Origin of the sequence: Azorhizobium sp. AG788, from assembly GCF_943371865.1 — a bacterium.
Lineage (GTDB): Bacteria > Pseudomonadota > Alphaproteobacteria > Rhizobiales > Xanthobacteraceae > Azorhizobium.
The window spans coordinates 66252-79233 of the sequence record NZ_CALRWL010000017.1; the positions used below are offsets into that span (position 1 = coordinate 66252).

Here is a 12982-nt window from a genome sequence, read left to right on the forward strand (position 1 = left end):
GGATCAGCCCAGCAAGGCCCGTTCCACGGCGGCGCGGTCGAAGCCCTTCAGCCCGATCACCACCAGCGCGCCGGCGCGGGTTTCGTCCGAGCGCCAGGGGCGGTCGAAATGGTGCGAGACGCGGGGGCCGACGCCCTGCACCAGCAGCCGCAGCGGCTTGCCGGAGACGGCGGCAAAGCCCTTCACCCGCAGCACGTCGGGCGCCTCGGCGGCGGCGGAGACGCGGGCGGCCAGCGCCACCGGGTCGGCGATCTCGGGCAAGGTCACGACAAAGCTGTCGAAATCGTCGTGGTCGTGGTCCAGTTCGTCGTCATGATGGGTCTTGCGGGCGTCGATCTGGTCCTCGGTGCCGACGCCGAGGCCGAGCATGACGCTGGCATCCACCTTGCCGCCGGTGGCGCGGATCACGCTCACCGCGCGGGGCAAAGCGGCGGCGACCATGGTGCCGGCCTTGTCGGCGGCGGCGGCATCCATCAGGTCGGACTTGGAGATGATGACGAGATCGGCGCAGGCGATCTGGTCCTCGAACACCTCTTCCACGGGATCGTCATGGTCCAGGCTGTCATCGGCGGCGCGCTGGGCGGCCAAGGCGTCGAGGTCATGGGCGACGCGGCCGGCGGCCAGCGCCGGGCCGTCCACCACCGCCACCACGCCGTCCACGGTCACCCGGCTCTTGATGGCGGGCCACTGGAAGGCCTGCACGAGGGGCTTGGGCAGCGCGAGGCCCGAGGTCTCGATCAGGATGTGGTCGACGCCGCGGGACAGGATGAGATCCAGCGCCGGCACAAAGTCGTCGGCGACCGTGCAGCACAGGCAGCCGTTGGACAGTTCGACGATATTGTCCTCCGGGCAGGCCTCGATGCCGCAACCTTTGAGGATCTCGCCATCGATGCCCACATCGCCGAACTCATTGACGATCACCGCCAGGCGCTTGCCGTTGGCATTTTCCAGCAGGTGGCGGATCAGCGTGGTCTTCCCCGCCCCCAGAAATCCGGTGACGATGGTGCAGGGAATGCGGGCGAGGGACGGGGCGGGAGAGGTCATGAAAGCTCCGGGAGAAAATTGGGAATTCAGGAGGCGGGCGGCGAGACCGCCAGCGGCGGAACGCGCGCCACCATGTTGCGCTTGAGCACGTCGGGCCGTCCGCGCCAGGGCAGGATGCCGTCGGTGGAGGTGAGGAACAGGCGGGCGCCGGTGAGGAGATCCTCACCGGAGGTGGGGGCGAGGTCGCCGAACACATAGGTCCAGCCATCACGATGGATCAGCGCTGCGCTGAGACCACGCTTGCAATTGCCCAGGCATTTGACCGGCTGCACGGCCACCTGATCCAGCGTGGCGTCACCGGTGGCGAGCGCCTGAAGCGCCTCGAACAGATCCGAACCGGCGGGGGGCATGTCAGGTGCGGCGTCGGCCACCTTGCAGGTGGTGCAGACGAACAGGGTGACCGGGGGGATCTCGATGGCCGGGGCCTGCGTTGCCGCGGCTTGCGGTGCGTCGGCGGCGGACATCAAAGCCGCGCTCGGCTGGGCCGCATCGTCGCGCAAGGACGCGCTGTCCTGCGGTAGGGCCGAATCACGCGGGTCGATCAGATCGTGCTGCTGCAAGGCGCGCAGGTCCACGGGTGCAGCAGGCCCGCACGCGGGCCAAAAGGGCGCTTTGCCAGGGCACCCCGCCCGGCGCACTCCTCATCGATGGCAGGTCTCCTGGCTGGCGGGTCGTGACCGTGTGCCGCCTTCCCGGAGCCCGGAACATCCGGGCGTCCAGTGGCTTGTGGCACGGGCTCACCGCCTACAGTTGCGGGGGCAGCTGCGGTTGATGGATCAGATCCAGTCCGCATTCCCTTTTCACCCGGCGACGCGAAACGCTCACGCGACCGGGACCATCGATGGCGCCACTAAAGGGCCGGGGGGCCGGGATGTCAATGAACCGGCTCTCAACCGGCGCGGGCGCGCGCCGCTTCGATGATGGCCAGCGCCGCCGCAAATGTTTCCTCGATGCCCAGCGCCGAGGTGTCCAGCAGCACCGCGTCGTCCGCCTTCAGCAGCGGGGCGGCGGCGCGGTTGCTGTCGCGGGCATCGCGCTTGTGGATGTCGGCCAGCACCGCCTCATAGGAGGCGAGCGGGTCGCGGGCGGCCAGTTCGCGGAAGCGCCGGTCGGCGCGCACTTCCGGCGAGGCGGTGACGAACAGCTTCACGGTGGCATCGGGGCAGATGACGGTGCCGATGTCGCGCCCGTCCAGCACCGCGCCGCCGGGCTGGGCGGCAAAGCGGCGCTGGAGATCCACCAGCGCCGCGCGCACCTCCGGTCGGGCGGCCACCACGGAGGCGGCTTCGCCCAGAGCACCGGTGCGCAGGCTTTCAGGATCGAGCGCGCTCACATCCAGGGCGCGCGCCGCTTCCGCCGAGGCGGCGATGTCGTCCAGGGTGCCGGAGGCGAGGCAGTGCGCGCCCACCGCCCGGTAGAGCAGGCCGGTGTCCAGATGCGGCAGGCCCAGGTGCCCGGCGATGCGCTTGCCCAGCGTGCCCTTGCCGGAGGCGGCCGGCCCGTCGATGGCGATGATCATCACGCGCCTTCGGTCAGGATGGCGCCGAGGCCGGCCATCATGGGCATGAAGGTGGGGAAGGAGGTGGCGATGAAGCTCATGTCGTCCACCTGCACCCCCTTGAGGCTGGCGAGGCCCAGCACCAGGAAGGCCATGGCGATGCGGTGGTCCATGTGGGTGGCCACCGGCCCGCCGCCCTCCACGTCGGGGGCACCGGTGACGATGAGGTCGTCTCCCTCGATGCGGTGGGTGATGCCGCAGGCGGCGAGGCCGTCCGCCACGGCGGCGAGGCGGTCGCTTTCCTTCACCCGCAGTTCGGCGAGGCCCTGCATCCGCGTCTCGCCCTGGGCGAAAGCGGCGGCGACGGCGAGGATGGGATATTCATCGATCATGGCCGGTGCCCGCTCGGGCGGCACTTCGACGCCGGTGAGGCGGGAATAGCGCACGCGCAGATCGGCGACGGTCTCGCCGCCCTCGGTGCGCTCGGCCAGGGTCTCGATGCTGGCGCCCATCTCCTTGAGCGTGATGATGAGGCCGATGCGCAGCGGGTTCATCATCACCGCCGACAGCACGATGTCCGAGCCGGGCACGATCAGCGCCGCCACCAGCGGGAAGGCGGCGGAGGAGGGATCGGAGGGCACGTCCACCGGCGCCGCCACCAGGGTGGGGCGGCCGGTGAGGGTGATGCGGCGGCCGTGGGGGCCATGGGGCTCCACGCGCACGTCGGCGCCGAAATGGGCCAGCATGCGTTCGGTGTGATCGCGGGTGGCTTCTTTCTCCACCACCACGGTCTCGCCGCTGGCGGCAAGGCCGGCCAGCAGCACGGCCGATTTCACCTGCGCCGAGGCGACGGGGGTCTCGTAGGTGAAGGCCTTCAGATCGCTGAGGCCCTGGAGGCGCAGCGGCAGGCGGCCGCCTTGGGCTTCCTCCACCACTTCGACGCCCATGGCGACCAGGGGATCCAGCACCCGCTTCATGGGCCGCTTGCGCAGGCTGGCATCGCCATCGAAGGTGGCGGCGATGGGATTGCCGGCCACCGCGCCCATCATCAGCCGCACGCCGGTGCCGGAATTGCCAAAATCCAGCGGCGCATCGGGGGCGCGGAACTGGCCGACGCCGACGCCCTCAACCCGCCATTCGCCATTGCCCAGCCGCTCCACCTGCGCCCCCAAGGCAGCGCAGGCCTTGGCGGTGTTCAGCACGTCCTCGCCTTCCAACAGGCCGGTGATGCGGGTCTCGCCGCGGGCGAGGGCGCCGAAGATCAAAGCGCGGTGGGACACCGACTTATCCCCAGGCACGCGCACCTTGCCATTCAGGGCCGGCGACGGCAGCCCGGTGGCCGGGCGCGGGTTGGCGCCGTGACCGGAGGCGGGCGAGGCGGCGGGATTTTCGATGGCGGACATGGCGCGGCCTCTCACACGCACCGGGACTCGCGTGGCGATGGGGCGCGCAAATTCGTGAATCGAAGCGCCCCTCTAACACAGCGCAACCGGCCTCGCCACGGAGCGAATTTGAATTCCGCCTTGACAGGGCCATAGGCTTTGGCCAATGGAGCACCCTCCTTTTACAATGAGCCCCCGAGGATCTTTGCCGTGGCGAAGCCTGAACTCGGAACCAAGCGCGTCTGTCCGGTTACGGGCCGCAAGTTCTACGATCTGAACAAGGACCCCGTCGTTTCCCCGTTCACCGGTGAAACGTACCCGCGTTCCTACTTCGAACCCGCCCCGCGCGCTGGAAGCCGCGCCGAGGCGGCCCGTGCCGCTCCCGCCGCAGAGGCGGAAGTGGATGACGTGGCTGATGTGGAAATCATCAGCCTTGAGGAAGCCGAAGAGGAAACCACGGGCGCCAAGGTCCTGCCGGGGGCCGAAGACGTTGACGTGGACGAGGAAATCGACGCCGAAGCCGACGACGATACCTTCCTCGAAGAAGACGAAGATGATGAGGATGACGTCGCCGATTTGATCGGAGATGGCATCGAAGACGACGAAGAGGCTTGATGCGATCAGCGGCTTGTGCTTAAAGGCCGCTCTCGCTCGGGGCACACCAGTCCCGAGCAACCGTCGCGGGACTTCCCGGCGGGCAGATGTCGGAAGAAGTCAATGATTTTTCATTGATCTTCGTGGCGACACAGCCCGTAGCCCGCGACCCGGTGGGGCCATAGCTCAGTTGGGAGAGCGCTTCAATGGCATTGAAGAGGTCGTCGGTTCGATTCCGTCTGGCTCCACCACTTCTCAGTTTGTAGTCGGCTAAGGCATCGGTCGCCGTCCTTTCGGCAGCCGGCCCGGTCGATCCGCCACTTGGCGGAACAGTATTGCGGTCACTGGTTTCGGCCAAGGATTGCGTGGCTGGGGACACAAGCGTCCCTGGCAACCGTCGCGGGACGTCCCGGTGGTTGATGTCGAAGGAGCGGGGTTGGCGTTAAGCCAATGATTTCTCTGCCGATATCCCCCACAGCCCGCGGCCCGGTGGGGCCATAGCTCAGTTGGGAGAGCGCTTCAATGGCATTGAAGAGGTCGTCGGTTCGATTCCGTCTGGCTCCACCATTTCTCTTTTTCGTCATCCACTGACGACCTGAACGGCTCCCCCAGGGAGCCGTTTTTGTTTTCAGGGTGAGTCGGGCGCGGCGCGGCAGCTTGGACGCATCGGCGACCCTCTCTCTGCCATCGTGTTGCGATTCGCGGCCGGGCGCACCGCCCGGCCTCACCGCCATCGCCGCGGAGCAGAGACGTACGCGCGAATCACATCATCTTTCGCATCGAGGTCGGGCGCACGCCTCAGGAGCCGCCGTGCCACCACGGCTGCATCGGCTGCATCTGCCGCAGGTCCAGCGGTTCTCCGGGACGGGGCAGGGCCACAGGGACGGACGCCGGGCGGGCCGCCAGCAGGCGTTCGGGCGGCTCGGCCCAGGGGTGGGGCGCCAGGTCGAAGGTCGCCCAGTGCAGTGGCAGCAAAACCCCGCCCCTGAGCAAAGCGTGCGCCTCCAGGGCTTCCTCCGGCGTGAGGTGGACGTCCGGCCAGTCGTCGCTATAGGCGCCGATGGCGATCAGCGAGAGATCGAACGGCCCATAGGTGGCGCCGATATCGGCAAAGCCGGGGAAGAATCCGCTGTCGCCGCTGAAAAACACCCGATGTCCGGGGCTGGCGAGCACATAGGAGCACCACAAGGTGCCGTTGCCCCGCAGCCCGCGGCGGGAGAAATGCCGCGCGGGCGTGGCGGTGAGCCGCACCGCGCCGACCTGCGCGGCCTCGTGCAGATCCAGCTCCAGAATGCGGGCCGCAGGCACGCCGAATCGCTCCAGATGCGCGCCGACGCCCAGCGGGGCGATGAACACCGCGCGCGCTTGCCGGGTGTCCGCCACCAAAGCGGCGATGGTCGGGGCATCAAGATGATCATAGTGGTCGTGGGACAGCACGATGGCGTCCAGCGGCGGCAGGTCGGCCATGGCCAAGGGCGGGGCATGGAACCGGCGGGGGCCGACGCCGGAGAAGGGCGACACCCGCTCCGACCAGACCGGGTCCAGGAGAAAGCGCTGGGTGCCCATCTCCAGCAGGGTGGTGGCATGGCCAAGCCATGTGGCCCGCAGGCCCGAGGGGGCGGGGAGCCGCAGGCTGGCGGCTGTGTCGCCATAGAGCGGCACCGGGCCGGCTGGCCGGCGGGCGGCGGTGTTGCCCAGGCGTCCGCGCAGGATTCGCGACGTGGAGCCCGGTGTCAGCAATTGCGTGGGAATGGGGTTCTGGAACGCCGCATCGCGGAAGTGGGGAGATCGCAGCATGCGTTCGAGACGGGCGCCCTTCGGCGCGGCACCAAAACTCTTGAAGGGGCTGGGCACGTATCCTGTCATCCCTGTGGCGGCATGGTCTGCCAGCGCAAGGGGTCGGCCTCAAATGGGGCAGTGGTGCGGCATAGCTGCCGGTGGAGGGGGGAGATGCTGATGTGCAGCGGGCCGGCGCGCGGCCATTGACTTTCCACCAGGGCTTGGCCAGTTTTAACCAACTGGTTACTTAAAAGCCGGGCGAGGCGCGGCGATGGGCGTGACCGAAAGGGTTTCGCCGTCCGGTGCCTTGCTACGGATGCTGGGAGAAAACGCCATGACCACCCTGTCGCTGCCCGTGCCTGGGGGGCTAGCGCCCTATACGCTGCGGGGCGCCCCGCTGTGGCCGGCGTCCGGCACGGCGCCTCCGGTCTTCAACCGCATCGCTTATGCGGCGGCCCATGTGGTGGCAGACCCGCTGGCGGACAATGATCCGTGGCTGGATGCAGCCATCGACTGGGATCGGACCCTGGCCTTCCGCCATCATTTGTGGGATCTCGGCTTTGGAGTGGCCGAGGCCATGGATACCGCACAGCGCGGCATGGGCCTGGATTGGCCGGCGGCGCAGGATCTGATCCGCCGGGTGCTGGCGGACGCCAAGACCCGCCCGGGCGCCCTGGTGGCCTCGGGGGCGGGGACGGAGCAACTGGCTCCGGGGCCGGATGTGACCGTCGATGACGTCATCCGCGCTTATGAGGAGCAGGTGGCGTTCGTGGAAGGGCAAGGCGGGCGCATCATCCTGATGGCCAGCCGCGCCCTCGCCAAGGCGGCGACCGGGCCGGACGACTATGCCAGGGTCTATGACCGCATCCTCTCCCAGGTGCGCGCGCCGGTGATCATCCATTGGCTCGGCGACATGTTCGATCCGGCGCTCGCGGGCTATTGGGGCCATGCGGACACGGACGCGGCGATGGACACCTGCCTCGACATCCTCGCCAGCCATGCGGACAAGGTGGACGGGGTCAAGATTTCCCTCCTGTCCAAGGAGAAGGAGGTCTCCATGCGCCGTCGCCTGGCGCAGGGGGTGCGCATGTATACGGGCGACGATTTCAACTATGCCGAACTCATCGCCGGCGACGCGCAGGGCTATTCCGACGCACTGCTGGGGATCTTCGACGCCATCGCGCCGGTGGCCTCGCTGGCTTTGAGCAAGCTGGCGCAGGGCGACGCCGCCGCCTTCGATGCGCTTCTGGCGCCGACCGTGCCGCTGTCCCGGCACATCTTCAAGGCGCCGACGCGCTTCTACAAAACCGGTGTCGTATTTCTGGCCTATCTCAACGGCCTGCAGGATCATTTTACCATGATCGGCGGGCAGCAGAGCGCGCGGTCCATGCAGCATCTGGCGGAACTTTTCCGCCTTGCGGATGCGGCCCGCTGCCTGCGCGATCCCGAGGATGCGGCGGCGCGCATGCGTCGGGTGCTGGCGCCGGCCGGCCTGCACTGAGAGCAGCGCCCCGGCGATTTCGCAGACAAAGGCGTGTGGGACACGGCGGGGCGCCTTTGATCCCGGGACGTGCGATCGGTAAGGCACCGCGTCCAGCACCGGCGATGGGCTCCGACGTGGCGTCGAGAGTTCCCTTGCGTGGCTGCGGGCGCTTCAACTTTGCCTGGACTTGCTCTAGAAGCCGGCAAGACACTCTTTCCGCCTTCCAGGATCAAGCCGGCCCATGACCATCCGTTTGCACCGCGGCGATTTGCCGGACGATTTCCGCCCCGCCTCCGTGGTGGCGATCGATACCGAGACCCTCGGCCTGCGGCCTCACCGCGACCGGCTGTGCCTGGTGCAACTGTCCAATGGCGACGGCAATGCGGAACTGGTGCAGATTCCGGCCGGGGCCACGGCCGCCAGCGCGCCCAATCTGGTGCGCCTGCTCAGCGATCCGGCGGTGGTGAAGCTGTTTCATTTCGGGCGGTTTGACATCGCCGTCCTGCAACACACCTTCGGCGTCACCACCGCGCCGGTGTTCTGCACCAAGATCGCCTCGCGGCTGGTGCGCACCTATACCGACCGGCACGGCCTCAAGGATCTGGTGCGCGAATTGCTCGGCGTGGACCTGTCCAAGCAGCAGCAGAGCTCCGATTGGGCGGCGACCGACCTCACGGAGGCTCAGCTCGCTTATGCCGCCTCCGACGTGCTCTATTTGCACGGATGCAAGGACAAGCTGGAGGCCATGCTGGCCCGCGAGGGGCGGACCGCCCTGGCGGCGCAATGCTTCGGGTTCCTGCCGGCACGGGCGGCGTTGGACCTCGCCGGCTGGTCCGAGGAAGACATCTTCGCGCATTCGTGAGGACGGCGTGCGCTGGCGGCCGGCGTGGCGGGACGGGCAGCGCCAATCGGTCGGGGGGCTGCCACTCCGCTCTGCGGGATGGTTTCCCGCCCGGGTACGGCCAGTGATTGGCACCGGGCGACTTACACCGTGCGACTTGCACCGGGCGACTTGCGCGCCATATGCGTTTCGGTGATGCTCGGACATATTGGTGCCGTGCACCAAAGTGATAAATCGCCGGTGTCGTACGGGGGCGGACGCGACGCGGCGGAAATCGGGCCGAGAGGGGGGCCGTGGCGCGTGCGCCTGTTCCCGAACAGTGAGCGATGAACACACACGTGTCCCCACAAGATATGGATCGCCGGGAGGCCGCGGGCTTCGCGTCCCATGCGGCGCCGGATTTCCAGCGCGCCAACCGGCACAGCGCTCGCGTGCGCCTGATCAAGCGCCTGCTTCCGGCTGCCCTCGTCATCGCCCTGGTGCTGATGATCGCCATTCCCCTGGTGGGCAAGCTGACCATGAAGATGGAGCTGCCGTTCAGCCTCGGCACCTTGAGCCTCAGCGGGACGCGCCTGACCATGGAAGCGCCGAAGCTGTCCGGCTTTACCGATGATAATCGCGCCTACAACATCACTGCGGAAACCGCGACCCAGGATGTGACGCGACCGGACATCATTGGTCTGACCGAGGTGTTCGCGCGGCTGGAACTGGCCAACAAGGGCTGGGCGACGGTGAAGTCCCACTCCGGCACGTTGGACACCAAGACCCAGTTCATTACCCTTTCCGACGGGGTAGACCTTGCGACCAATGGCGGTTATGCCGGCAAGCTGCAGGATGCGGATGTGGATGTGAAGGCCGGCACGGTCACCACCGATCATCACGCGGTCCTGACCTATATGGACGGTCGCCTGGTGGCGGACCGCATGCGGATCACCGATCGTGGCAGCCGTGCGCTGTTTGAGGGGAACGTACAATTGGACTTCCGCCTCGCAAACGTTCCCAAGCCAGAAGCCCCGGCCGCCCCGGCGCCCCAACCTATTGTGAAGCCATGAGGCGTCTTTCCACCGGCTTTGCCGCCGCCGCTCTGCTTGCCGCGCTTGGTCTCCAGGCGCTCGCCGCACCGCCGGCGGCCGCCCCCGCTGCCGCGCCCAGCGGCCCGCCCAATGCGCTGCAGGGCTTTGCCCGCAATCGCGACGAGCCGATCCGCATCAATTCCAACACCCTGGAAGTGCGGGACAAGGAAAAGATCGCGGTGTTCGCCGGCAATGTGGTGGTCACCCAGGGCGACACCACCCTGCGCAGCCCGCAATTGTTCGTCTATTACGACGGCGACGTGGCCGCCGTGCAGACGGGTGCGCCGTCGGAATCCAGCAAGATCCGCAAGCTGGAAGCGACAGGGGGTGTCGTGGTCCAGACAAAGGACCAGACCGCCACCGGCGACACCGGCGTCTTCGAGATGAAGACCAACACGGTGACCATGACCGGCAAGCCCGTCGTTCTGACCCAGGGGCCGAACGTCATCCGTGGCCAGCGGCTGGTGGTGGACCTGACGTCGGGCGTCTCGAAATTCGAGGGCGGCCGCGTGGAAAGCCTGATCGTTCCTGGCAGCATGAAGCAGGACCCTGCCGCAGCTCCGGCCGCGCCCCGCCGCTGAGGCCATTGGCCCAGCGGTCACGCGCGGGCCGAACCGGCCCGTGCGGCAGCTTGAGCGTCGCTGATACTTTGGTTGCGGCCCATTTTTTGCATGTTGCATTGCATCAGCGATTTGGAAGGACTAAACCAAAGCTGGGGGCTGCGAACCGGAGCCCGGGATGAACGTCCTGTCCATGTTCGGTAGAAACACCACACGTACGCAATCCGCCTCTCCTGTACCCGCTGACGTGCGCGGCTACGAAGAGGACGGGGACGATGCCTGGGATGACGCCGGAGACCACCAGCCGGCCACCGGCGAGGGTGCGCTGGCGGCCTTCGGGCTCGCCAAGTCCTATGGCGGCCGCAAGGTGGTCCGGGACGTAAGCATTGATGTGCGCCGTGGCGAAGCCGTCGGCCTGCTCGGCCCCAACGGCGCCGGCAAGACCACCGTCTTCTATATGATCACCGGCTTGGTGAAGGCGGACCAGGGCCGCATCGAGCTGGAGGGGCACGACGTGACCCCCATGCCCATGTATCGCCGCGCCCGCCTCGGCATCGGCTACCTGCCGCAGGAAGCCTCCATTTTTCGCGGCCTGTCGGTGGAGGACAACCTCCTGGCGGTGCTGGAAATCCGCGAGCCCAACAAGAAGCGGCGCTTGGAGGAAATGGACGCGCTGCTGGAAGAGTTCAAGATCACCCATGTGCGCAAGTCGCCCTCCATCGCCCTGTCCGGCGGTGAGCGGCGGCGGGTGGAGATCGCCCGCGCCTTGGCGAGCCGTCCGGCCTACATGCTGCTGGACGAGCCCTTCGCCGGCATCGACCCCATCGCGGTGGGGGACATCCAGTCGCTGGTGCGTCACCTGACCACCCGCGGCATCGGCGTGCTGATCACCGACCACAATGTGCGCGAGACCCTGGGGCTCATCGACCGGGCCTACATCATCCATTCCGGCACGGTGCTGATGGAAGGCGATCCCGAATCCATTGTGGCCAGCCCCGATGTGCGGCGGCTGTATCTCGGCGAAGAGTTCCGGCTGTGACAGAGGCGCGCCGCTTTCCGTCCCTTTGGGCGACGCGGAGTGGGCGCGCAGGAGGGTTTTCGCCATGGCGATGAGCCCAAAGATGGAGTTTCGCCAGAGCCAGTCTCTGGTGATGACCCCGCAGCTGATGCAGGCCATCAAGCTGCTGCAGCTCTCCAATCTGGAGCTGGTGGCCTATGTGGAGGCCGAGCTGGAGCGCAATCCGCTGCTGGAGCGCGCCAGCGAGCCGGACAGCGCCGAGCATGATCTGCCCAGCCCCCATGACGAGCCGCCCGCGCCCATCGACACCGGCGCGCCGGTGTCGGGCGACTGGCTGGAGACCGACCTCGCACCCACCCGCGAAGCCATCGAGACCCGGCTCGACACCGATCTCGGCAACGTCTTTCCCGATGAAGGACCGGCCGAGCGCCTGAACACGCCGGGCCAGACCGGCGGCGGCTCCACGGCGGAGTGGGGCGGCGGTGGCGATCGCGGCGAAGACTATAATCCCGAAGCCTTTCTCGCCGCCGAAACCACGCTGGCCGATCATCTGGAGGCCCAGTTGGCGGTGGCCGAGCCGGATCCGGTGCGGCGTCTGATCGGGCTCAACCTCATCGGCCTCATTGACGAGACCGGCTATTTCTCCGGCGATCTTGACGCGGTGGCCGCCCAGCTCGGGACCACCCGGGCGCAGGTGGAGGATGTGCTGCGGGTGATCCAGACCTTCGAGCCCTCCGGCGTGGGCGCGCGCTCGCTGTCGGAATGCTTGGCGCTGCAATTGCGTGATCGCAACCGTTGCGATCCGGCGATGCAGGCCCTGCTGGACAATCTGGAACTGCTCGCCCGCCATGACCGCAATGCCCTGCGCCGCATCTGCGGCGTGGATGCGGAAGACCTGGCGGACATGATCGCCGAGATCCGCCGGCTCGATCCCAAGCCCGGCCTCGCCTATGGCGGCGGCGTCATTCATCCCCTGGTGCCGGACGTCTTTGTGCGGGAGGCCTCGGATGGCTCCTGGCTGGTGGAGCTGAACTCGGACACGCTGCCGCGGGTGCTGGTGAACCAGATGTACCACGCCACGGTCGCCAAGGCGGTGCGCTCGCCGCAGGAGAAGACCTTCCTGGCGGACTGCATGCAGTCCGCGTCATGGCTCACCCGCTCCCTGGACCAGCGCGCGCGCACCATCCTGAAGGTGGCCAGCGAGATCGTGCGGCAGCAGGATGCGTTCCTGGTGCATGGGGTGCGCCACCTGCGGCCGCTGAATCTGCGCACCGTGGCCGACGCCATCGGCATGCATGAATCCACCGTCTCCCGCGTCACCTCCAACAAATACATCTCCACCCCCCGCGGCGTGCTGGAGATGAAGTTCTTCTTCTCCTCCTCCATTGCCTCATCCGGGGGCGGCGAGGCCCATGCGGCGGAGGCCGTGCGTCATCGCATCAAGACCCTCATCGAGGCGGAGACCGTGGACGACGTGCTGTCCGACGACACTTTGGTGCAGAAGTTGAAGGAAGACGGCGTCGACATCGCCCGCCGCACGGTGGCGAAGTATCGCGAGAGCATGAACATCCCCTCGTCGGTGCAGCGCCGGCGGGAGAAGGTGGCGGCCAGGGGCGACGCGGCCGCGGCAGCGGGTTGACGCGGCACGGGCAAAGGCCCGCTTCGTACAAGGGATGAGCGGTTCGTCCGCACCCAATGCTGGACAAGGCG

12 protein-coding genes, 2 tRNA genes and 1 riboswitch are annotated in these 12982 nt (G+C 67.7%); of the genes, 9 read left to right on the forward strand and 5 right to left on the reverse strand.

Annotation, left to right across the window (positions count from 1 at the left end; all coding sequences use genetic code 11):
- Positions 1–3: 3 nt before the first annotated feature.
- From cobW to aroA, 4 genes are all read right to left on the reverse strand, one after another.
- Positions 4–1044 (reverse strand): cobalamin biosynthesis protein CobW, encoded by a 1041-nt coding sequence (gene cobW, locus AAG816_RS12255; protein WP_341989913.1) that lies wholly within the window; start codon positions 1042–1044, stop codon positions 4–6.
- 26 nt (positions 1045–1070) lie between these two features.
- Complete coding sequence (locus AAG816_RS12260; RefSeq protein WP_341989914.1) at positions 1071–1604, reverse strand: DUF1636 domain-containing protein; 534 nt, start codon at positions 1602–1604, stop codon at positions 1071–1073.
- Positions 1605–1675: 71 nt separating this feature from the next.
- A riboswitch (cobalamin riboswitch) is annotated at positions 1676–1899 on the reverse strand.
- A gap of 34 nt (positions 1900–1933) precedes the next feature.
- Positions 1934–2563 carry a (d)CMP kinase gene (gene cmk / locus AAG816_RS12265; RefSeq protein ID WP_341989915.1) on the reverse strand — a complete coding sequence of 210 codons (630 nt, stop codon included), beginning with the start codon at positions 2561–2563 and terminating at the stop codon, positions 1934–1936.
- Positions 2563–3945 carry a 3-phosphoshikimate 1-carboxyvinyltransferase gene (aroA, locus tag AAG816_RS12270; RefSeq protein WP_341989916.1) on the reverse strand — a complete coding sequence of 461 codons (1383 nt, stop codon included), beginning with the start codon at positions 3943–3945 and terminating at the stop codon, positions 2563–2565. The genes cmk and aroA overlap by 1 nt, the downstream gene beginning before the upstream one ends.
- Positions 3946–4134: 189 nt before the next feature.
- Between aroA and AAG816_RS12275 the strand changes: the two genes are divergently transcribed.
- The 3 genes from AAG816_RS12275 to AAG816_RS12285 all read left to right on the forward strand — a co-directional run bounded on the left by AAG816_RS12275 (position 4135) and on the right by AAG816_RS12285 (position 5085).
- Positions 4135–4539, forward strand: a complete 405-nt coding sequence (locus AAG816_RS12275) for a TIGR02300 family protein (protein WP_341989917.1) — start codon at positions 4135–4137, stop codon at positions 4537–4539.
- 154 nt (positions 4540–4693) lie between these two features.
- A tRNA-Ala gene (locus AAG816_RS12280) sits at positions 4694–4769 on the forward strand.
- A gap of 240 nt (positions 4770–5009) precedes the next feature.
- Positions 5010–5085, forward strand: a tRNA-Ala gene (locus AAG816_RS12285).
- Between the two features lie 231 nt (positions 5086–5316).
- Here the strand turns inward: AAG816_RS12285 and AAG816_RS12290 are convergent.
- Complete coding sequence (locus tag AAG816_RS12290; RefSeq protein WP_341989918.1) at positions 5317–6372, reverse strand: MBL fold metallo-hydrolase; 1056 nt, start codon at positions 6370–6372, stop codon at positions 5317–5319.
- Positions 6373–6631: 259 nt separating this feature from the next.
- Between AAG816_RS12290 and AAG816_RS12295 the strand changes: the two genes are divergently transcribed.
- The 6 genes from AAG816_RS12295 (at position 6632) to rpoN (ending at position 12911) form a co-directional block, all read left to right on the forward strand.
- The gene (locus tag AAG816_RS12295; protein WP_341989919.1) at positions 6632–7798 is read left to right on the forward strand and encodes a dihydrodipicolinate synthase family protein; all 1167 of its coding nucleotides are present in this window, start codon (positions 6632–6634) and stop codon (positions 7796–7798) included.
- Between the two features lie 223 nt (positions 7799–8021).
- Complete coding sequence (locus tag AAG816_RS12300; protein ID WP_341989920.1) at positions 8022–8642, forward strand: ribonuclease D; 621 nt, start codon at positions 8022–8024, stop codon at positions 8640–8642.
- A 317-nt stretch (positions 8643–8959) separates the two neighbouring features.
- Positions 8960–9673, forward strand: coding sequence for a hypothetical protein (locus AAG816_RS12305; RefSeq protein ID WP_341989921.1), 714 nt, complete (start codon positions 8960–8962; stop codon positions 9671–9673).
- Complete coding sequence (locus AAG816_RS12310) at positions 9670–10275, forward strand: LptA/OstA family protein (RefSeq protein ID WP_341989922.1); 606 nt, start codon at positions 9670–9672, stop codon at positions 10273–10275. Before AAG816_RS12305 ends, AAG816_RS12310 begins: the two co-directional genes overlap by 4 nt.
- 157 nt (positions 10276–10432) lie before the next feature.
- On the forward strand, positions 10433–11293 hold the full coding sequence (gene lptB, locus AAG816_RS12315; RefSeq protein ID WP_341989923.1) for an LPS export ABC transporter ATP-binding protein: 861 nt from the start codon (positions 10433–10435) through the stop codon (positions 11291–11293).
- Positions 11294–11357: 64 nt separating this feature from the next.
- Positions 11358–12911 carry an RNA polymerase factor sigma-54 gene (gene rpoN, locus AAG816_RS12320; protein WP_341989924.1) on the forward strand — a complete coding sequence of 518 codons (1554 nt, stop codon included), beginning with the start codon at positions 11358–11360 and terminating at the stop codon, positions 12909–12911.
- Positions 12912–12982 lie beyond the last annotated feature (71 nt).